Below are 20,737 nucleotides of genomic sequence, written 5' to 3' on the forward strand. Positions count from 1 at the left end.
TATCGCCACGACCCATGCAATGATCGCGCGCTACAACGCGCAGGATGCCGACGGTTATGTCGAACTGATGACCGACGGCGCCTGCGAGGCGACCTATCGCGGCGCCGTGCTGCGCGAGGGCCGCGAAGGCGTGCGTTCGGGGCTGAAGGCGATGTTCGCCGAGTTCCCGCACAACCGCGCCGACATCCTGGCTTCGTACGCGCTCGGCGAGACCGTCGTGCTGCATGAGAAGGTGTCGCGGTCGCCCGAGGCCGAGCCCTTCGAGGTGATGTCCATTTATACGTTCTCCGACGACAAGGTCGATCGGGTGGAGTTTATCCGCTGATGGCTGACGCACCCCAACTCCCTGACGAAGCGGAAGTCCGCGCACGCTGGGGCAATTTCGCCTGGACGCCGGCCAATGCCGAGAAGGCGCGCGAGATCATGGGCCGCTATCCGGCGGGCCGCCAGATGTCGTGCACCATCCCGTTCCTCGATCTGGCGCAGCGCCAGGTGGGCGCGGAGACAAACACGCAGGGCTGGCTGCCGGTTCCGGTGATCGAGTTCGTCGCGCGCGAACTGGACATGCCCTATATCCGCGTGTTCGAGGTCGCGACCTTCTACACCATGTTCAACCTGGTGCCGGTCGGCCGCTACCATGTGCAGGTCTGCGGCACGACGCCGTGCATGCTGCGCGGGTCGGACGACGTGATGGCCGCGTGCAAGTCGCGCGGGCTGAAGAAGGGCCACACCACCGCGGACGGGCTGTTCACGCTCACCGAGGTCGAGTGCATGGGCAATTGTTCGTCGGCGCCGATGGTGCAGATCAACGACGACAATTTCGAAGACCTCGATTACGATCGCACGCTCGCCATTCTCGACGCGCTGGCCAAGGGCGAGAGCCCCAAGACCGGCACGCAGGAGCCGGGCCGCCACACCGTCGAGCCGCTCGGCGGACCGACGACGCTCACCGCGATGGTCAGCGAGAACCATGACTATCGGGGCGAATGGTGATGCGGGGCAACAGCCTCATCGTCACCATCCTGGCCATCATCGGCGGCATCGTCGTGCTGGGCTGGGTGCTCAAGCTTGCATTCAATTTGATCGGGACGCTGGTCCTGATCGGTCTGGCCGTAGTCTTCTATCTGTTCGTACAGAAGCTGGTCGGGAAGGGACGCTAAGGTGCTTCAGGACAAGGATCGCATCTTCACCAATCTCTACGGCTATCAGTCGTGGCACCTCGACGCCGCCCGCGCGCGCGGCGCGTGGGACAACACGAAGGCGCTGCTGGAGCTGGGTCCGGATACCATCATCGACCGCATCAAGGCCTCGGGCCTGCGCGGGCGTGGCGGCGCCGGCTTCCCGACGGGCATGAAGTGGAGCTTCATGCCGAAGAACCCGACGCCTGAGCGTCCGAGCTTCCTCGTCATCAACGCCGACGAGTCCGAGCCGGGTTCGTGCAAGGACCGCGAGATCATCCGCCACGATCCGCACCTGCTGATCGAAGGCGCGCTGGTCGCGGGCTTCGCGATGCGCGCGCGCGCGGCCTATATCTACATCCGCGGCGAATATATCCGCGAGGCCGAGACGCTGTTCGCAGCCGTCGCCGAGGCTTATGCTGCGGGCCTGCTGGGCAAGAATGCCTGCGGTTCGGGCTATGACTTCGACGTCTTCGTCCATCGCGGCGCTGGCGCGTACATCTGCGGCGAAGAGACCGCGATGATCGAAAGCCTGGAAGGCAAGAAGGGCCAGCCGCGCCTCAAGCCGCCGTTCCCGGCGGGTGCGGGCCTCTATGGCTGCCCGACCACGGTCAACAACGTCGAGTCGATCGCGGTTGCGCCGACGATCCTGCGGCGTGGTCCCGAATGGTTCGCCAGCTTCGGCAACGAGAACAACAAGGGCACCAAGCTCTTCCAGATCTCGGGCCATGTGAACAAGCCGTGCGTGGTCGAGGAGGCCATGTCGATCCCGTTCCGCGAGCTGATCGAGAAGCATTGCGGCGGCATTCGCGGCGGTTGGGACAATCTGCTCGCGGTGATCCCGGGCGGTTCGTCGGTGCCGCTGGTGCCGGCAGCCCAGATCATGGACTGCCCGATGGACTTTGACGGCCTGCGCGCGCTCGGCTCGGGCCTCGGCACCGCCGCCGTGATCGTGATGGACAAGTCGACCGATATCGTCCGCGCGATCAGCCGGCTCTCCTACTTCTACAAGCATGAGAGCTGCGGCCAGTGCACGCCGTGCCGCGAAGGCACCGGCTGGATGTGGCGCGTGATGGAGCGGCTGCGCACCGGCGACGCCGACATCAGCGAGATCGACACGCTGCAGCAGGTGACCAAGCAGGTCGAAGGCCACACCATCTGCGCCCTGGGCGACGCGGCCGCTTGGCCGATCCAGGGCCTGATCCGCCATTTCCGCCCCGAGATCGAGCGCCGGATCACCGAGCGCAAGTCGGGCGGCATCGAAACCATGCAAGAGGCGGCAGAGTAATGCCCAAGCTCAAGGTTGACGGAATCGAAGTCGAGGTGCCGCAGGGCGCCACCGTGCTCCAGGCCTGCGAGGCCGCGGGCAAGGAGATTCCGCGTTTCTGCTATCATGAACGGCTGAGCATCGCTGGCAACTGCCGCATGTGCCTGGTCGAGGTGAAGCCCGGACCGCCCAAGCCCCAGGCTTCGTGTGCGCTGCCGGCCGCCGACAATCAGGAAGTCCGCACCGACAGCCCGATGGTGAAGGCCGCGCGCGAAGGCGTGATGGAATTCCTGCTGATCAACCACCCGCTCGATTGCCCGATCTGCGATCAGGGCGGCGAGTGCGATCTGCAGGATCAGTCGGTCGCTTATGGCCGCGGTCAGTCTCGCTATGGCGAGAACAAGCGCGCGGTGACCGAGAAATATATGGGCCCCATCATCAAGACGGTGATGACCCGCTGCATCCAGTGCACCCGCTGCGTTCGCTTCGGCGAGGAAGTGGCCGGCGTGGAGGATATCGGCGCGATCTATCGCGGCGAGAACATGCAGATTACGACCTATCTCGAAAAGGCGTTCAAGAGCGAGCTTTCGGGCAATGTCGCGGACCTGTGCCCGGTCGGCGCGCTGACCCACAAGCCGGTCGCGTTCGAATATCGCCCCTGGGAGCTCAAGCGGAACCTGTCGATCGACGTGATGGACGCGGTCGGCACCAACATCCGCCTCGACAGCCGCGGCCGCCAGGTGATGCGCGTCCTGCCGCGCATCAACGAGGACGTGAACGAGGAGTGGGCGCACGACAAGACCCGCTACCATGTCGACGCGCTGGTCCGCCGCCGTCTCGACCGCCCGTTCGTCCGTAAGGACGGCAAGCTGGTCCCGGCGACGTGGGAAGAAGCGTTCGACGCGATCGCGGGCGTTGCCGCAACGGCGGGTTCGAGCGTCGCGGCGATCGCCGGCGACCTGCTCGATGCCGAGACCATGTATGCCGCCAAGGCGCTGGTGAAGGCGTTCGGTTCCGACCTGCTCGAAGGCCGCCAGACCGGCATGGCCTATGACACGTCGAGCCTGTCTGCGGTGGCGTTCAACACCACCATCGCGGCGCTCGAAGAAGCCGATGCGATCCTGCTGGTCGGCACCAATCTGCGATGGGAAGCGCCGCTGGTGAACACCCGCGTGCGCAAGGCGATCAAGTGCGGCGCCAAGGTGTTCGCGATCGGCCCGCAGGTGGATCTCACCTATAAGGTCGAGTGGCTGGGCGACGATCTGGGGCTGCTCCACAGCCTGCCGGAAAACCTCGCCCAGGCGATCGACAATGCCAAGAAGCCGGCGCTGATCCTCGGCCCCGGCGCGCTCAAGAACGGCCATGGCGCCGCGCTCGCGATCGCCGGTGCCTTCCAGCGCGCCGCGACCGAGACCGAGGCGGCCTGGAACGGCTTCAACGTCGTCCACACCGCGGCGGCGCGGATGGCCGGCCTGATGCTCGGCTATGCGCAGAAGGGCGGCATCGCCGACATCGTCGCGGCCGCGCCGAAGCTCGCCTTCTTCCTGGGCGCCGACGAGGTGGACTTCTCCAAGTTCGCCGGAAGCTTCAAGGTCTATATCGGCCATCATGGCGACCAGGGCGCGCATCATGCCGATGTGATCCTGCCGGGCGCCACCTATGCCGAGAAGCCGGGCACCTATGTGAACCTGGAAGGTCGCGTGCAGCGCGCCGATCGCGCGGTGTTCGCACCGGGCGAGGCGCGGGAGGACTGGACGATCCTGCGCGCGCTCTCCGAAAAGCTCGGTCGCACGCTGCCGTTCGACAGCTTCGACGAACTGCGCGCCGCGATGGCGGGCGAGGTTCCGGCGCTCGGCCAGGAAGGTCTGGCCGCGTTCGCGTGGAACCCGCCGTCGCTGCCCAGCCAGGCGTCGGGTCCGGTGACCTATCCGATCGCTGACTTCTATCTCACCAACGCCATCTGCCGTGCGTCGCCGACGATGCAGCGCTGCTCGGCTGAACTGCTCCATGGCGAAGACTTCGCAGAGGCCGCAGAATGACCTCCTGGTTTACCGCTCTCGGCCTGCCGTACGGCTGGTCCTGGTTCATCGCCACGATCATCGACATTCTGGTGATCGCGCTGCCGGTGATGCTGGCCGTCGCCATGATCATCTATGCCGATCGCAAGATTTGGGCGGCGATGGCACTGCGCCGCGGCCCGAACGTCGTCGGTCCGCTCGGCCTGCTCCAGTCCTTCGCCGACGGTCTGAAGGTGTTCCTGCAGGAAACCATCATCCCGTCGGGTGCGAACAAGGGCCTGTTTCTGCTCGCGCCGATCATCACCTTCACGGTTGCGCTGATCGTGTGGGCGGTGGTGCCGTTCCAGGCGGGCGTGGCGCTGTCGAACATCAATGTCGGCCTGCTCTACGTGCTCGCGGCCTCGTCGCTGGGGGTGTACGGCATCATTCTGGCCGGCTGGTCGTCCAACTCCAAGTATCCGTTCTACTCGGCGATCCGCGCTGCTGCGCAGATGGTGAGCTATGAAGTTTCGATCGGCTTCGTGCTGATCTCGGTCGTGCTCTGGGCAGGCACGTTCAACCTCGGCGCGATCGTCGAGGCGCAGAAGGGCTATTACGGCCTCGTCAACGGCAACTTCGTCAACCCGCTGCTCTTCCCGATGGCGATCGTGTTCTTCATCTCGTCGCTCGCCGAGACGCAGCGCGCGCCATTCGACCTGACCGAAGCGGAGTCCGAGCTGGTCGCGGGCTATCAGACCGAATATTCGTCGATGGCATTCGCGCTCTACTGGCTGGGCGAATACGCCAACGTCATCCTGATGTGCGCGCTCAACGCGACGCTGTTCTGGGGTGGCTATCTCCCGCCGTTCGACATTCCGGTGCTCTACATGGTGCCGGGCATTCTCTGGCTCTTCGCCAAGATGCTGTTCTTCTTCTTCTGCTTCAGCTGGGTGAAGGCCACCGTCCCGCGCTATCGCTATGACCAGCTGATGCGCCTGGGCTGGAAGATCTTCCTGCCGCTGTCGCTTCTCTTCGTCTTCCTCGTTTCCGGGTTTCTCATGCTGACCCGGGTTGGAGTGCCCGCATGAGCGTCGCAAGTTTCGTCCGCACCTGGACTCTGTGGGAGTTCGTGAAGGCGCATGCCCTGACCTTGAAGTATTTCTTCAAGCCCAAGGCGACGATCAACTATCCGTACGAAAAGAACCCGCTCTCGCCGCGCTTCCGCGGCGAGCATGCGCTGCGCCGCTATCCCAACGGCGAAGAGCGCTGCATCGCGTGCAAGCTGTGCGAGGCGGTGTGCCCGGCGCTGGCGATCACGATCGAGGCCGAGCCGCGCGACGACGGCAGCCGCCGCACGACGCGCTACGACATCGACATGACCAAGTGCATCTATTGCGGCCTGTGCCAGGAAGCGTGCCCGGTCGATGCGATCGTCGAGGGGCCGAATTTCGAATTTTCCACCGAAACGCGTGAAGAGCTGATTTATCAAAAGGATAAGCTGCTCGCGAACGGCGATCGCTGGGAACGTGCGATTGCGGCGAACCTTGCCGCCGACGCGCCGTACCGTTAAGCGCCGCACCATTCAAAGGGGCCATCCGATTCCGTGATCCAGCTTCTCGCCTTTTACCTGTTCGCGATCATCGTGTGCGTCTCCGGCGCCTGCACGATCCTGTCGCGTAACCCGGTACATTCCGTCCTCTGGCTCATCCTGGCGTTCTTCAACGCCGCGGGCCTGATGGTGCTCGTGGGCGCCGAATTCATCGCCATGCTTCTGGTGATCGTCTATGTCGGCGCGGTCGCGGTGCTCTTCCTGTTCGTCGTCATGATGCTCGACATCGACTTTGCCGAGCTGCGCGCGGGCGTGATGAAATATGCCGCGGTCGGGGCGCTGCTCGCGCTGGCGTTGGTCGCCGAGATCATCGTCGCGGTGGGTGCCTGGAGCGCCGGCACGCTGGCGCTCGGTCGCCGCGTCGCTCCGGTGCAGGACGGCGTTCCCAATATCGAGGCGATCGGCCAGCTGCTCTACACGCGCTATTTGTTCGTGTTCGAAGGCGCCGGCCTGGTGCTGCTCGTCGCAATGATCGGTGCGATCGTGCTGACCTATCGCCAGCGCAGCGACGTGCGGCCGCAGAACATTGCGCGCCAGAACGCCCGCCGCGCCAAGGACGCCACCCGTAACATGAACCCGGCGGTCGGGCAGGGGATGGAGCTGTGATCTCGCTAACCCATTATCTGGTCGTCTCGGCCATCCTGTTCACCATGGGGGTGCTCGGCATCTTCATGAACCGGAAGAACCTGATTGTCATCCTGATGGCGATCGAGCTGATCCTTCTGGCGGTGAACCTCAATCTCGTCGCCTTCTCGTCGTTCCTCGGCGACCTGGTCGGCCAGGTGTTCGCGATGTTCGTGCTGACTGTCGCCGCCGGTGAGGCCGCGATCGGCCTTGCGATCCTGGTCATCTATTTCCGCGGTCGCGGCACGATTTCGGTCGACGACGTCAATCGGATGAAGGGCTGATGTCGTCCATTCTGATCATCGTATTCCTGCCGCTCCTCGCGGCAGCCGTTGCGGGGCTCGTGAACAAGTCGTTCGGGGCGGCGCTCCCGAAGGTTGTCACCACGGGCTCGCTGTTCGTCGCCTGTGCGCTGTCGTGGCCGATCTTCCTCTCCTACCTCAACGGCTCGGCCGCGCCGAGCGTCACCCCGGTGCTGCACTGGATGACCTCGGGCACGATGAGCTTCGCCTGGGAACTGCGCGTCGACGCGCTGACCGCGGTGATGCTGGTGGTGGTCACCAGCGTCTCGGCGCTCGTCCACCTCTATAGCTGGGGCTATATGAGCGAGGAGCCGGACCAGCCGCGCTTCTTCGCCTACCTCTCGCTGTTCACCTTCGCGATGCTGATGCTCGTGACGGCGAACAACCTGGTGCAGATGTTCTTCGGCTGGGAAGGCGTGGGTCTCGCGTCCTACCTGCTGATCGGCTTCTGGTTCCGCAAGCCCAGCGCCAATGCCGCCGCGATCAAGGCCTTCGTGGTCAACCGCGTCGGCGACCTCGGCTTCATGCTCGGCATCTTCGGCACCTTCCTGGTGTTCGGCACCGTCGACATCCCGACGATCCTGGCTGCCGCGCCGGCGCAGGCGGGCTCGACGATCGGCTTCCTCGGCCATCGCTTCGATACGATGACCGTGCTCTGCCTGCTGCTGTTCGTCGGTGCGATGGGCAAGTCGGCGCAGCTCGGCCTGCACACCTGGTTGCCGGACGCGATGGAAGGCCCGACCCCGGTGTCGGCGCTGATCCACGCCGCGACGATGGTGACCGCGGGCGTGTTCATGGTCTGCCGCATGTCGCCGATGTTCGAGCAGAGCCATGTCGCGATGGGCGTGGTCGCCACGATCGGCGCCGCAACCTGCTTCTTCGCCGCCACCGTCGGCATGACGCAGACCGACATCAAGCGCGTGATCGCCTATTCGACCTGTTCGCAGCTCGGCTACATGTTCTTCGCGGCAGGCGTCGGCGCATACGGCGCGGCGATGTTCCACCTGTTCACGCACGCCTTCTTCAAGGCGCTGCTGTTCCTGGGCGCCGGATCGGTGATCCATGCGATGCACCACGAGCAGGACATGCGCTATTATGGCGGCCTCCGGAAGCACATCCCCATCACCTATTGGGCGATGATGATGGGCACGCTCGCCATCACCGGCGTCGGCATCCCCGCGCTGTTCGGCAACCCGGTGGCGTTCGGCTTCGCCGGCTTCCACTCGAAGGACGCGATCATCGAGGCGAGCTTTGCCGCCGGCAATGTCGGCGTGTTCTGGGTCGGCGTGATCGTGGCGCTGCTCACCAGCTTCTATTCGTGGCGCCTGGTGTTCCTGACCTTCCACGGCAAGCCGCGCTGGGCCGCTTCGGAGCACATCCAGCACGCGGTGCACGACGCGCACGGCCATGGTGACCATCATCATGACGCGCACGACACGCACGGCCATGGCAGCGAGCAGGCCAATGCCCCGGCGCAGGAAGATTCGGGCCACACCCCGCACGGTGCCCATGCGCTCCACGAGCACGAGACCGAGGGTACGGCGGGCTATCACCCGCACGAGAGCCCGTTGGTCATGCTGATCCCGCTGATCCTGCTGTCGATCGGCGCGGTGCTGGCCGGCTTCGTCTTCCACGGCGCGTTCATCGAGCCAACCGCGGGCGAAACCTACTGGCACGGCGCGCTCGCCTTCAACGAGCACCTGATGCACGCGATGCACGAGGTGCCGGTGTGGGTGAAGCTCTCGGCCACGGTGGCGATGCTGCTGGGCCTGGGCACCGCGATCTACGCGTACATCGTTTCGCCGGGCTTCCCGGCGGCCTTCGCCGAGCAGGTGCGTCCGCTGTATCTGTTCCTGCTCAACAAGTGGTATTTCGACGAGCTCTACAATCTGCTCTTCGTGCGTCCCGCATTCGCCATCGGGCGGCTGTTCTGGAAGCGCGGCGACGAGCAGACGATCGACCGGTTCGGCCCCAATGGCGCGGCGCGCCTGGTGCAGATCGGCAGCGTAGGCGCCGTCAAGCTGCAATCGGGGTATCTCTACACCTATGCCTTCGTCATGCTGATCGGGCTCACGGCCGCGCTCACCTGGGTCATTGCGGGGTGATGGAAAAATGACCGGCTTTCCGATCCTTTCCGTCCTGCTCGCCGTGCCTGCCATCGCGGCGGTGCTGTGCCTGTTCCTCAGCGCGCAGGCTGCCCGCTGGACGGCGCTCTTCGCGACGCTCGTCAATCTGGCGCTCGGCGTGTTTCTCTGGATGCATTTCCAGGTGGGCGACGGTGCCCCGCAGTGGCAGTTCGTCGAGCATGTCACGCTGTTCAAGATGGGCGGCGTCGAGTTCTCCTGGGCGCTCGGCATCGACGGCTTCGCCTTCCTGCTGATCGAGCTGTCGCTGTTCCTGATGCCGATCTGCATCGGCGCCAGCTGGCTTTCGGTCACCAAGCGCGTGCCCGAGTACATGGCAGCGTTCCTCGCCACCGAAGTGCTGATGATCGGCACCTTCGCCGCGCAGGACCTGTTCCTGTTCTACATCTTCTTCGAAGGTGGCCTGATCCCGATGTACCTGATCATCGGCATCTGGGGCGGCGTGAACCGCATCTACGCGTCGTACAAGTTCTTCCTGTACACGCTGCTCGGCTCGCTGCTGATGCTCATCGCGATGATCGCGATGGTGCTGAACACCGGCACCACCTCGATCCCGGTGCTGATGGCGCATGACTTCCCGGCCAACTGGCAGACCTGGCTGTGGCTGGCCTTCTTCGCCTCGTTCGCGGTGAAGATGCCGATGTGGCCGGTCCATACCTGGCTGCCCGACGCGCACGTGCAGGCGCCGACCGCCGGTTCGGTGATCCTGGCGGGCGTGCTGCTGAAGCTCGGCGGCTATGGCTTTCTGCGCTTCTCGCTGCCGATGTTCCCGGTCGCCTCGGTCCAGTTCATGTGGCTGGTGTTCGCGCTGTCCTGCGTGGCGGTGGTCTACACCTCGCTCGTGGCCCTGGTGCAAAGCGACATGAAGAAGCTGATCGCCTATTCGTCGGTCGCGCACATGGCGATCGTCACCATGGGCCTGTTCGCCTTCAACGCGAACGGCATCGACGGTGCGATGATGGTGATGCTGGGCCACGGCGTGGTCTCGGGCGCGCTCTTCCTGTGCGTCGGCATCATCTATGATCGCCTGCACACCCGCGAGATCGACCGGTACGGCGGCCTGGCGATCAACATGCCGCGCTATGCCGTGCTGTTCCTGCTGTTCACCATGGCCTCGATCGGCCTGCCGGGCACCAGCAACTTCGTTGGCGAATTCTTCAGCCTCGCCGGCGTCTACCAGGTTTCGACCTGGACCGCGCTGATCGGCACCACCGGCATCATCCTGGGCGCCGCCTATATGCTCTACCTGTTCCGTCGGGTGGTGTGGGGCGACCTGACCAAGGACGATGTGAAGGCGATGCCGGACCTCGACGGCCGCGAAGTGGCGATGCTCGTGGCGCTGGCCGCCGTGGTGCTGTGGATGGGCGTGTACCCGAACAGCTTCACCGAACCGATGCGCGCCGACGTCGCGCGGCTGACGCAGCGCCTCGACAGCGCCGCGCACACCGCTGCGATCAGCGACTCCAAACCCACGCCGGGTTCGCCGCAGGCGGCCCCCGCGCATGAAGCCTCCGCGCACGGGGAGGCGCACTGATGGCCTATTCGATGCAACTCCTGATGACGCTGCCCGAGCTGGTACTCGCGGTAGGCTCGATCGTCCTGATGATGGTGGCCGCCTGGGGTGGCCAGGCATCGACCAAGCTGGTGAGCTGGGCCTCGGTGGCGTTGCTCGCCGGCGCCGGCATCGCGCTGACGGGGCCGTCCTCGACGGGTGGGATCGCGTTCGGCGGTCTTTACCGCGCCGACGCCTTCGCCACGTTCGCCAAGGTTGTGATCTATGTTGCTGCGGCGGTATCGATCCTGATTGCGCCGAAGTTCTTCCAGCGCACCTCGGGCGAGGATCTGCGGCCGGAATATCCGGTGCTGATCCTGCTCTCCACGGTGGGCATGGGCATGATGGTGTCGGCGGGCGACCTGCTGACGCTCTATGTCGGCCTCGAGCTGCAGAGCCTCTCGGCGTACATCCTCGCCAGCTTCATGCGGCGGGACACGCGCTCGGCCGAAGCGGGCCTGAAATATTTCGTGCTGGGTGCGCTGGCCTCGGGCATCCTGCTCTACGGCATCAGCCTGGTATACGGCTTTGCCGGCACCACGCTGTTCGAGGGCATCGAGGGCGCCTATCATGCCGGCCTCGCCGGTGCGCAGCACACCGGCCTGCTGTTCGGCCTGGTGTTCGTGTTCGCGGGTCTCGCCTTCAAGATCTCGGCCGTGCCGTTCCACATGTGGACGCCGGACGTGTATGAAGGCGCGCCCACTCCGGTCACCGCCTATTTCGCCTCGGCGCCCAAGATGGCGGCGGTGGCGATGGCGGTCCGCGTCGCGGTCGACGCGATGGGCCCGGCGATCTTCGAATGGCGCCAGATCGTGATCTTCGCCTCGCTCGCCTCGATCATCTTCGGTGCGGTGGCGGCGATCGGCCAGAGCAACATCAAGCGCCTGCTCGCCTATTCGTCGATCAACAATGTCGGCTTCGCCCTTGTTGGTCTCGCTGCGGGCGGTGAGCAGGGCGTGGCGAGCGTGCTCGTCTACATGGCGATCTACGTGGTCATGACCATCGGCAGCTTCCTCGTGGTGCTGCAGATGCGCGGGCAGGACGGTGAGCAGATCGAGACGATCGCGAGCCTCTCCGGCATGTCGCGGACCCGTCCGGGGCTGGCGGCGGCGCTGGCGATCTTCATGTTCAGCCTAGCCGGCATCCCGCCGCTGCTCGGTTTCTTCGCCAAGCTGGGCGTGTTCATGGCAGCGTGGCATTCCGACCTTCGTGTTTTCGCGGTCGTCGCTGCGGCGGCTTCAACGATCGGTGCCTTCTATTACCTCAAGGTCATCAAGACGATGTACTTCGACGAGCCGGCGCCTGCCTTCTCGGGTAAGACCGATCTGGTTGAGGGCGGGCTGATCGCGATCAGCGCGGTCGTCATCTCGCCGATCGGCTGGCTGGTGTTCGGCGCGCTCGGCACCTGGTCGCTGGTGGCGGCGAAGGCGCTGTTCTGATCCCAGTGATCCGTACCGTCGCCGAGACGGGATCGACCAATGCCGACATCCTTTCCCTGGCACTTTCGGGCGCCGGGGAAGGGCTGTGGCTCCGGGCCGAACGCCAGACCGCCGGCAAGGGCCGGCAGGGGCGCGCCTGGGTTTCGCCCGCGGGCAATCTCTATATCTCCACGCTGGTTCGGGTGCGCCCGACCGATCCCTCGCCGGCGACTTTGGCTCTGCTGTCCGCCGTGGCGCTGGAAGAGGCGGTGCGCGCGTTTGGCGTGCAGCCGATGCTCAAATGGCCCAACGACCTGCTGGTCGGGGGCGCCAAGCTCTCGGGTATCCTGCTCGAGCGGGCAGGGGATGCGATCGCGGTCGGCATCGGCGTCAACCTCGCGGCGGCGCCCGAGGGGCTCGACCGCGCCGCGACAAGCCTTGCCGCGCAGGGCGTTACCGTCGCCCCCGATATTTTCGCCGAAGTGCTCGCCGAGAGTTTCGGCCGCTGGCTGGAGTGCTGGCGGGGCGAGGGCATGTGGCGGGTGCGCGAGCGCTGGCTCGCAAAGGCGCATCCCGAGGGCACGGCGCTCACCGCGCGGCTCTCCGACGGGACCAGCCATGACGGCCTGTTCGGCGGGCTGGATTCGAGTGGCGCGCTGATCCTGCGCTTGGCCGACGGCACGACCCGTGCCATTCACGCGGGCGACGTGTTCCTGCTGTAACGAGAAAGAGGGAAGGGCGATGCTGCTCGCGATCGACGCCGGCAATACCAATGTCGTGTTCGCGCTGGTGGACGGCGGCGAGATCCGCGCCCGCTGGCGCATCGCCACCGACCCGCGCCGCACCGCCGACGAATATGCCGTGTGGCTCAGCCAGCTGCTGGCGCTGGAAGGCTTTGACCGCGGCGCAGTGACCGGCGTGATCGTCGGCACGGTGGTTCCGCGAGCGCTCCACAATCTTCAGGTGCTCGCCACCAAATATTTCAACACCGAAGCGGTAATCGCCGGCAAGGGCAGCGCCGAATGGGGCTTCGCACTCGACGTCGACGAGCCGCAGAACCTCGGCGCCGATCGTGCGCTCAACGTGCTGGCCGGCCACGCGCGGCACGCAGGCGACCTGATCATCATCGATTTCGGCACCGCGACCACCTTCGACGTGGTCGATTATCGCGGCGCCTATAAGGGCGGGATCATCGCTCCGGGCATCAACCTGTCGCTCGATGCGCTGGTCACCGCTGCCGCCAAGCTGCCCCGCATCGCCATTTCCGCGCCGGAGACGACCAGCGTGGTCGGCCGCAACACCGTCGATCAGATGCATATCGGCATTTATTGGGGCTATATCGCGATGATCGAGGGGCTGGTCGCGCGGCTCAAGGCCGAGGTGGGGCGTCCGTCCAAGGTTATTGCGACGGGTGGGCTGGCCATTCTGTTCGAAACGCATACATCGGTGTTCGATACGATCGAGCCCGATCTCACCATCCAGGGCTTGGCCATGCTGTGGGAACGCAGCCAGCAAGGAAATTAAGTGACACCAGGTAAAGAACTGCTCTTCCTCGCCCTTGGCGGCTCGGGCGAGATCGGCATGAACGTCAATCTTTATGGCTGCCAGGGCAAGTGGCTGATGGTCGATTGCGGCATCACCTTCGGCGATGCCAGCTATCCGGGCATCGACGTGATTCTGCCCGACCTCCAGTTCATCGAGGAGCGGTTGGACGACCTGCTCGGCATCGTGCTGACGCACGGGCATGAGGATCATATCGGTGCGCTGCCCTATCTCGCCGCCGATCTGGGCGTGCCGCTCTATGCGACGCCGTTCACCGCCGGCCTGATCCACGGCAAGCTGGCCGAGGAAGGCATTGAAGACCGCGTCGAGCTCAACGTGGTCAAGGAAGAGGGGCCGTTTGACATCGGCCCGTTCAGGATCACCTATACCCCGCTCGCCCACTCGATCCCCGAGGGCAATGCGGTGCTGGTCGAGACGCCCTACGGCAACGTCTTCCACACCGGCGACTGGAAGCTGGACGACGCCCCCTCGCTGGGCGGCGCCTCCACCGCCGAGGAACTGACCGCGATCGGCGATAAGGGTGTGCTCGCGCTGGTGTGCGACTCGACCAACGTGTTCAACCCTGAAGCGTCGGGTTCCGAGGCCGAGGTGCGCAAGGGCCTGGACGAGGTGATCGCCGGCGCCAAGGGCCGGGTGCTCGTCACCACCTTCGCCTCGAACGCCGCGCGGCTGCAGACGCTGGGCGAAGTCGCCCGCGACACCGGCCGCGAACTGTGCGTCGCCGGGCGCTCGCTCGACCGGATCATCCGCGTCGCCAAGGCGACCGGCTATCTGCGCGATTTCCCGGAGACGGTGGACTTTGAGACGGCGATGACGCTGCCGCCCTCGCGCGTGCTGATTGTCGCCACCGGCGGCCAGGGTGAGCCGCGCGCCGCGCTCAACCGTATCGCCGAGGGCAGCCATGTGCTCAAGCTGCACGAGGGCGACCTCGTCGTCTTCTCCTCGCGTCAGATCCCCGGCAACGAGATCGCGATCGGCAAGATCATGAACACGCTTGCCGACAAGGGCGTTGACATCATCACCGACCGTCAGGCCTTTGTGCACGTCTCCGGCCATCCGGGGCGGCCCGAACTCGCCGAGATGTACAAGTGGATCCGCCCGGAGATCATCGTGCCGGTGCATGGCGAGATTCGCCACATGCACGAACAGGCCCGCTTCGCGCTCGAACAGGGCGTGCCCAAGGCGGTGACGCAGGTGAATGGCGAGATCGTCCGGCTGGCCCCCGGCAAGCCGGAAAAGATCGGCTTCGCGCCGGCCGGGCGCCTGGTGCTCGACGGCGATGTGATCCTGCCGGCGGACGGCGCGACGATGGGCGAACGCCGGCGGCTGGCGCTGTATGGCCAGATGTCGGTTGCCGTCGCGATCAACCGCAAGGGCGGGCTGATCGGTCATCCGCAGGTTCGCGTCCAAGGCGTGCCGGTGGAGGAGGATCGCGACGATATGATCGCCGCCGCCGCCGATGCCGCTGCCGCCGCAGTCGGCAAGGCGAGCCGCGACCGGGAGGCGCTGCGCGAGGCGTTGAGGCTGGCGGTGCGCCGCGTCGCCACGCGCTTCACCGGCAAGAAGCCGGTTGTGGACGTGCTGCTGATCGAGGGCTAGGCTGTCGCCATGAAATGGCAGTCGATGCTCGCGATCTATTTCCTGTTCTGGGCGATGTCGGTGTTTTTCGTCCTGCCGTTCGGCGTGCGCACCAGCGAGGAAGTCGGTGCGCCGCTTGTGCCGGGCCAGTCCCCCAGCGCGCCGCATGAATTCAACTTCCTGCGCATCGCGGCGCGCACAACGATCGTCGCGACAATCCTGTTCGCGCTATTCTATCTCAATTACGTCAATGGCTGGGTGACTGCCGAGACGCTCGACTGGGCACACTGATCCGCGGCAGGCCTCACGCCCGCGCGGCGGGCAGCCAGTCGGCGATCCGTTCGATTGCTGCGTCGAGGACCGCGTCTTCCTTGACGAAGCAGAAGCGGACGACGTTGGTGACCGGATCATCGGCATAAAAGGCCGATACCGGGATGGTCGCCACGCGCGCTTCCTCGACCAGCCGGTTGGCAAAGGTCACGTCGTCGATCGACAGGCCGGAGGCGGTGAGATCGACGGACAGGAAATAGGTCGCGGCACTGGGCAGCACGGCCAGCCCCGCCCCGGTCAGGCCATCGGCCAGCCGGTCCCTGCCGCGCTCGAACTGCCGGCACGCGGCCTGAACCCAGCCATCCTGCGTCGCCAGGCCTTCCGCCACCGCCCATTGCAGGTTTGGCGGTGTCGTGAAGGTGAGGAATTGATGCGCCCTGGCGAGCACGCGCGCGATCGGGGGCGCCGCGCACATCCAACCGACCTTGAACCCCGTCAGCGCGAAGATCTTGCCCGCGCTGCCGATCTTGACGGTGCGCTCGCGCATTCCCGGAAAGCCGATCAGCGGCAGGTGACGCGCGCCATCGAAGGTCACATGCTCCCACACCTCGTCACAGATCGCGATCAGATCGTGCGCGACGCAGCAATCCGCCAGCATCGCCAGTTCCTCGGCGCTTGCCATCGTCGCGGCGGGGTTGAGCGGATTGTTGAGCAGGATCAGGCGGGTCTTCGCCGTGATCGCCGCCTCGATCGCTGCACGTTCGATCCGCCATGACGGCGGGCTGAGCCTGACGAATTTCGGCACCCCGCCGGCCCGGAGGATCAGCGGCACATAGGCATCGTAGAGCGGCTGGAAGCAAACCACTTCGTCACCCGGCTCGATCAGCGCCAGCAGTGTGGCGGCCAGTGCCTCGGTCGCGCCGGAGGTGATGATGACCTCGTCGGGCTGGAGGTTCAGGCCCTGATGCCGGGCATAATGTTCGGCGACGGCGCTGCGCAGCTCCGGCAGGCCGGCCATCGGCGGATACTGGTTCGAACGATCGAGCAGCGCGCGCGCGGCGGCATCCAGAACTGCGTCCGGCCCACGCCCGTCGGCAAACCCCTGGCCCAGATTGATCGCGCCCGTTGCCCGCGCCCTGGCGGACATCGCTTCGAAGATGGTGGTGCCCATCCGGGAATAAATCGGGTTCATCGCAGCCAGCTATTGCGGGCGGTGCCCGTCGGTTGCAAGTGGAGGCGAAACCGCCGCATGAATCGGTGCGTTGTGGATCGGCGTAGGACGAAGGATGACCATGACCAAAAAGCCCCCCGTGCCCGAAGAAGCCAAGTCGCCCTATCCGATCGAAGAGGCGCCGCACGACGAGGATAGCGCTGGCGGCGAGGCGATCGCGGCAGCCAAGGAAATGGCAGAGGCCAAGCGTCGCCGGATGCCGAGCAATCGCCAGATCGGCATGGGCGCTGCGATCGGCGTCGGGTCTGCCGCGATCGTCGCTGGGCTGCTGTACTGGCGCGGGGGCCGCAAGGACCGCAAATAGCGACCCGACCGTTCAGGCCCGTCGCGGCAGCATGCGCAGTCGCAGGCCGCCGCGCTCGGGCCGGGGCAACATCAGTCCCTGAAAAGAAGCGGCGCGAGTTCGTGCAGGCTGCGCCGCCACGTCTGGAATTCGTGACCTGTGTTCGGTGAGACGTAGAAGGCGCTCGGGATACCCGCCGCCTTCAGTGCCGCCGCATTGGCGCGCGGATCGACCCGCGGCCCTCCCGGCGGGCCGGCGCGACCGCCTTCGAGTTCGCGGCTACCGAAGCTCACGAAACTCAGCTTCACCTTGTCGCGATAGCCGGGTGTCCCGTTGACATCGTCGAGCGAGATCGTGCCGCCGCTCAACAGCCCGATATAGCCGAAGCGATCGACGTTCTTGAGCGCGATCAACTTCGTCTCGAAACCACCCATCGACAGCCCCGCCATCGCGCGGTGCGGCTGATCGGCCAGCGTCCGATAATGGCTGTCGATATAAGGGATCAGTTCGTCGAGCAGCACCGTCTGGAACGGCTTGATGTCGAAACTGCCAAGGCCGCCCGGCCGCACTTCATTCGTCATGCCATAGGTCATGACGATCAGGAACGGCCGCGCCTTCCCTGCGGCGATCAGGTTGTCGAGGATCAGGTTCGCATGGCCCTGATTGGCCCAGGCGGTTTCGTCCTCGCCCCAGCCATGCTGGAGATAGAGCACGGGATAGCGCGTGCCGTCATTCTTCTCATAGCCCGGTGGCGTGTAGACAAAGGCGCGGCGCTGGGTGCCGGTGCTGGGCGACGGAAACAGGATCTGTTCGACGCGGCCGTGGGGCACATCCTTCAGCGCGTAGAAATCGGCGTCGTGCGCCGGAATCTCGATGCCGCTTTCCCAGCGCGTCGAACCATAGAAGTTGCGCGCGCCCGGATCGTTGAACGTGCCGCCGTCGACGGTGAGGTGATAATAATGAAAGCCCTCGTCCAGCGGGCCTTCGGTGGTGCCGGTCCAGCTGCCGTCCGGCGCTTTGGTGAGCGTCGTGCCGCCGCGGCCGCCGAGTCCCAGGCTGACCTTCACGCTGCTTGCCTCGGGCGCGACGATGCGGAAACGGGCATAGCCTTGCGAATTGACCTGCGGATATTGTTGCCCCGGCTGGTTGAGCGCAGACGGCTTGAAGTCCTCGGCGATCGGGGCGGGCGCGGTTTGCGCCACCGCTGGTTGCATGGTGAGCATGGTCGCGGCCACGGCGACGAAAGCGGTCTTCACGGCGTTCCTCCCCCTGAGTGCCGTCAGCGCCCAGCCGACGGTCCTGGATGCGTTCTTCTAGCGCAATTAATACGACAGTTTAGTCCGAGAAAATCAAGCACTATCAGTGCATTTAGAAGATCTGCACGCGCCATCGTAAATATATGATATAGCGCGATAAAAGGCTGATTTCGGTGACTCTGTCGCGCTGCTTCTTGTTTCAGCAGTTGACGGCGCAGTGCGTCTCACCCTAGCCATGCTGTTACCGATAACAACGGCGACCGCACGAGTCGCTGGGGGAGAGGAGACAGAGGCGATGGGCAAAGCCCGTTTGGCGGCATGCGCGTGCATGGCCGTATCGGCATTGACCTTGCTCGCACCAGGCGAGCTTCATGCGCAGACGGCCGGCATGGTCGAGGAAAAGCTGCCGCCGCCGACCGGGCTCGCTCCCTATTTCACGCCCGCCGGTGCCACGCCGACCACGCCCGATGCGGATGGCTTCATCCGCCGCTGGCTGCTGCTCGAACCGGTGGTGAAGCCCAATCGCACCAACACCGGCTTCACTCCCAGCTATGTTCGCGAGGCGCTGGCGCCCGGCACCTTTCCCGGCGCGTTCGACGCGGTGCCGCGCGATGGCCAGCAGGCCGGATCGCTGCGCTGGCATGCGCTCGATTCCAGCCTGTTCGACGTCAAGCTGTTCTACCTTGCTCAAGGGCTCGGCAAGCCGACCTATGGCGTGATCTTCTGGGCGGTGACGGTGATCGATGCCCCGCGCGAGATGCGCGGCGTGCGGCTGGCGATGGGGTCCAATTCTGCGTCGCGCTGGTGGCTCAACGGCAGCGAAGTCGCCGGTCTCTTCGGTGATCGCCGCATGGTGATGGACGATGTGCTGTCACGGCCGATCACACTGAAAAAGGGACGCAACGTCCTGCGCGGCGCGGTGATCAACGGGCCGGGCCTGAGCGACTTCTGCGCGCGCTTTGTCGACGAGAACGGCAAGCCGATCCGCGACCTCAAGATCGACGTGAAGTGAGGAGCCCGATGAAGTTCGCCCTGTCTCTAAGCGCGCTGTTCCTGCTCGCGCAGTCGCCCACCGCCTTTGCCCAACTGGCCGGCGAGCCGTTCATCCACGATCCCTCGACCATCACCTATTCGGACGGCCGCTGGTGGACGTTCGGCACGCGCGGCGGCGGGCTGGTGTCCGAGGATGGCTGGGAATGGCGCAGCGGCGGCGAGCGGCCGGGCGGCGGCGTCGCGCCCGACGTCATCAAGATTGGCGACCGCTATTATGTGAGCTATGCGGTCGGCGGCGGCGGCATGAACGGCGGCCATGCCAGCAACGTGAAGGTAATGTGGACGCGCTCGCTCGATCCCAAGTCGCCCGAGTTCGGCTATCACGACGTCGGCACGGTCGCCTCGACCAACGGGTTGGAGCCTGCCGATGCGATCGATCCCGCCTTCCTCTATGTCGATGGGCGGCTCTGGCTGAGTTACGGCACCTATTTCGGCTATATCCGCATGATCGAACTCGATCCGAAGACCGGCGCGCGGCTGGCGGGCAACGAGCCGGTCGATATCGCGATCGACATGGAAGCGACGGCGCTGCTCCACCGCGACGGCTGGTATTATCTGCTCGGCACCCACGGCACCTGCTGCGACGGGCCGAATTCGTCCTACAACATCCGTGTCGGCCGTTCGCGCAGTCCCACCGGGCCGTATGTCGACAATATGGGCGTGCCGTTGCTCAAGGGGGGCGGCAAGCTGGTCGTGGCGGGGCGCGGGCGGCAATATGGGCCGGGCCATTTCGGCCTGCTAGATCTTGGCCAGGGCGTCGAGAAATTCTCGATGCACTATGAGGCCGATCTCGATCGCGGCGGGCGCAGCGTGCTCGGCATCATGCCGCTGCTGTGGAAGGATGGCTGGCCTGTCGCGGGCGAGAACCTGCCTGCCGGCACCTATGAAATCCAGTCCGAGCGCAGCGGCGGCGCGCTGGAACTCGCGGTCGACTTCGTGCGGATGCCGTTCGATGCGCGGCGCAGTTTCTTCGCCAGCCCGGGCGACCCCACCGGTCCGATCGCCAATCAGACGCTGGCGGAAAACCGTGTGAGCTGGCCGGCGGGCGCAATCGAGGTCGATCTGGGCGACTATATGATCCGCGCGCATCAGCAATGGGCGATCTCACCAGCGGAAGGCGCGGGTGGTGCGTTCGGTGCGCCATACTACAAGATACTGATCGCCGGCACCGAACGCGCGCTGGCGGTTGGGCCGGAAGGCAGCGTGCAGGCGGTTCCCACCTTCACCGGCGCGCCGGAGCAGCTTTGGCGGATCGATCAGCTGACCGACGGCACCTATCGCATCCAGCCCAAAGCTCAATCTGATGAGAAGCAGCCAAAGGCGCTCGTCGCGATCGGCCGGAGTACGCCTGCGCTAATGCCGTTCGATCCGGCGAGCGATTCCGGGCGCTGGACCTTCCGGCGACCCTGACG

General features: G+C 65.4%; 21 protein-coding genes. 19 read left to right on the plus strand and 2 right to left on the minus strand.

Going from position 1 to position 20,737, the window contains the following annotated elements; all coding sequences use genetic code 11:
• Positions 1-19: 19 nt before the first annotated feature.
• The 16 genes from ACX40Y_RS13815 to ACX40Y_RS13890 are packed head-to-tail and all read left to right on the plus strand — an operon-like array spanning position 20 to position 15,523.
• A complete protein-coding gene (locus tag ACX40Y_RS13815; protein ID WP_459120144.1) occupies positions 20-325 on the plus strand; it encodes a nuclear transport factor 2 family protein in 306 nt (101 codons plus the stop codon).
• A complete protein-coding gene (locus ACX40Y_RS13820; protein WP_459120145.1) occupies positions 325-993 on the plus strand; it encodes a complex I 24 kDa subunit family protein in 669 nt (222 codons plus the stop codon). The genes ACX40Y_RS13815 and ACX40Y_RS13820 overlap by 1 nt, the downstream gene beginning before the upstream one ends.
• Entirely contained in the window at positions 993-1,160 is a 168-nt protein-coding gene (locus tag ACX40Y_RS13825; protein ID WP_157084547.1) for a hypothetical protein, read from the plus strand. The genes ACX40Y_RS13820 and ACX40Y_RS13825 overlap by 1 nt, the downstream gene beginning before the upstream one ends.
• Position 1,161: 1 nt before the next feature.
• Positions 1,162-2,466 (plus strand): NADH-quinone oxidoreductase subunit NuoF, encoded by a 1,305-nt coding sequence (nuoF, locus tag ACX40Y_RS13830; RefSeq protein ID WP_125977026.1) that lies wholly within the window; start codon positions 1,162-1,164, stop codon positions 2,464-2,466.
• The gene (gene nuoG, locus ACX40Y_RS13835) at positions 2,466-4,484 is read left to right on the plus strand and encodes an NADH-quinone oxidoreductase subunit NuoG (RefSeq protein WP_459120146.1); all 2,019 of its coding nucleotides are present in this window, start codon (positions 2,466-2,468) and stop codon (positions 4,482-4,484) included. Before nuoF ends, nuoG begins: the two co-directional genes overlap by 1 nt.
• Positions 4,481-5,530 carry an NADH-quinone oxidoreductase subunit NuoH gene (nuoH, locus tag ACX40Y_RS13840; RefSeq protein ID WP_459120147.1) on the plus strand — a complete coding sequence of 350 codons (1,050 nt, stop codon included), beginning with the start codon at positions 4,481-4,483 and terminating at the stop codon, positions 5,528-5,530. Before nuoG ends, nuoH begins: the two co-directional genes overlap by 4 nt.
• Positions 5,527-6,012: an NADH-quinone oxidoreductase subunit NuoI gene (gene nuoI, locus ACX40Y_RS13845; RefSeq protein WP_010545143.1), complete on the plus strand. Its 486-nt coding sequence runs from the start codon at positions 5,527-5,529 to the stop codon at positions 6,010-6,012. The genes nuoH and nuoI overlap by 4 nt, the downstream gene beginning before the upstream one ends.
• A 33-nt stretch (positions 6,013-6,045) precedes the next feature.
• A complete protein-coding gene (locus tag ACX40Y_RS13850) occupies positions 6,046-6,657 on the plus strand; it encodes an NADH-quinone oxidoreductase subunit J (protein ID WP_459120148.1) in 612 nt (203 codons plus the stop codon).
• Positions 6,654-6,959: an NADH-quinone oxidoreductase subunit NuoK gene (gene nuoK, locus ACX40Y_RS13855; protein WP_084580737.1), complete on the plus strand. Its 306-nt coding sequence runs from the start codon at positions 6,654-6,656 to the stop codon at positions 6,957-6,959. The genes ACX40Y_RS13850 and nuoK overlap by 4 nt, the downstream gene beginning before the upstream one ends.
• Entirely contained in the window at positions 6,959-9,082 is a 2,124-nt protein-coding gene (gene nuoL, locus ACX40Y_RS13860; RefSeq protein WP_459120149.1) for an NADH-quinone oxidoreductase subunit L, read from the plus strand. Before nuoK ends, nuoL begins: the two co-directional genes overlap by 1 nt.
• 7 nt (positions 9,083-9,089) lie before the next feature.
• Positions 9,090-10,655, plus strand: coding sequence for an NADH-quinone oxidoreductase subunit M (locus ACX40Y_RS13865; protein ID WP_459120150.1), 1,566 nt, complete (start codon positions 9,090-9,092; stop codon positions 10,653-10,655).
• Positions 10,655-12,112 carry an NADH-quinone oxidoreductase subunit NuoN gene (gene nuoN, locus ACX40Y_RS13870; RefSeq protein ID WP_459120151.1) on the plus strand — a complete coding sequence of 486 codons (1,458 nt, stop codon included), beginning with the start codon at positions 10,655-10,657 and terminating at the stop codon, positions 12,110-12,112. Before ACX40Y_RS13865 ends, nuoN begins: the two co-directional genes overlap by 1 nt.
• Before the next feature lie 5 nt (positions 12,113-12,117).
• Entirely contained in the window at positions 12,118-12,813 is a 696-nt protein-coding gene (locus tag ACX40Y_RS13875) for a biotin--[acetyl-CoA-carboxylase] ligase (protein WP_459120152.1), read from the plus strand.
• A 19-nt stretch (positions 12,814-12,832) separates the two neighbouring features.
• Positions 12,833-13,615: a type III pantothenate kinase gene (locus ACX40Y_RS13880; protein ID WP_459120153.1), complete on the plus strand. Its 783-nt coding sequence runs from the start codon at positions 12,833-12,835 to the stop codon at positions 13,613-13,615.
• Positions 13,616-15,253 (plus strand): ribonuclease J, encoded by a 1,638-nt coding sequence (locus ACX40Y_RS13885; RefSeq protein ID WP_459120154.1) that lies wholly within the window; start codon positions 13,616-13,618, stop codon positions 15,251-15,253.
• A 9-nt stretch (positions 15,254-15,262) separates the two neighbouring features.
• Positions 15,263-15,523: a DUF1467 family protein gene (locus ACX40Y_RS13890; protein ID WP_459120155.1), complete on the plus strand. Its 261-nt coding sequence runs from the start codon at positions 15,263-15,265 to the stop codon at positions 15,521-15,523.
• Positions 15,524-15,536: 13 nt separating this feature from the next.
• Here the strand turns inward: ACX40Y_RS13890 and ACX40Y_RS13895 are convergent, their stop codons facing one another.
• Complete coding sequence (locus ACX40Y_RS13895) at positions 15,537-16,694, minus strand: aminotransferase (RefSeq protein ID WP_459120156.1); 1,158 nt, start codon at positions 16,692-16,694, stop codon at positions 15,537-15,539.
• Positions 16,695-16,794: 100 nt separating this feature from the next.
• On the opposite strand from ACX40Y_RS13895, the gene ACX40Y_RS13900 reads away from it, so the two are divergent.
• A complete protein-coding gene (locus tag ACX40Y_RS13900; protein ID WP_459120157.1) occupies positions 16,795-17,037 on the plus strand; it encodes a hypothetical protein in 243 nt (80 codons plus the stop codon).
• Between the two features lie 71 nt (positions 17,038-17,108).
• On the opposite strand, the gene ACX40Y_RS13905 is transcribed toward ACX40Y_RS13900, so the two are convergent.
• Positions 17,109-18,272, minus strand: coding sequence for an alpha/beta hydrolase (locus ACX40Y_RS13905; RefSeq protein ID WP_459120158.1), 1,164 nt, complete (start codon positions 18,270-18,272; stop codon positions 17,109-17,111).
• 295 nt (positions 18,273-18,567) lie between these two features.
• Here ACX40Y_RS13905 and ACX40Y_RS13910 point away from each other — a divergent pair, with 295 nt between their 5' ends.
• Positions 18,568-19,284: an acetylxylan esterase gene (locus ACX40Y_RS13910; RefSeq protein WP_459120159.1), complete on the plus strand. Its 717-nt coding sequence runs from the start codon at positions 18,568-18,570 to the stop codon at positions 19,282-19,284.
• 8 nt (positions 19,285-19,292) lie between these two features.
• Complete coding sequence (locus ACX40Y_RS13915) at positions 19,293-20,735, plus strand: family 43 glycosylhydrolase (RefSeq protein WP_459120160.1); 1,443 nt, start codon at positions 19,293-19,295, stop codon at positions 20,733-20,735.
• Positions 20,736-20,737 lie beyond the last annotated feature (2 nt).

The organism is Sphingomonas sp. RS6 (assembly GCF_054489705.1).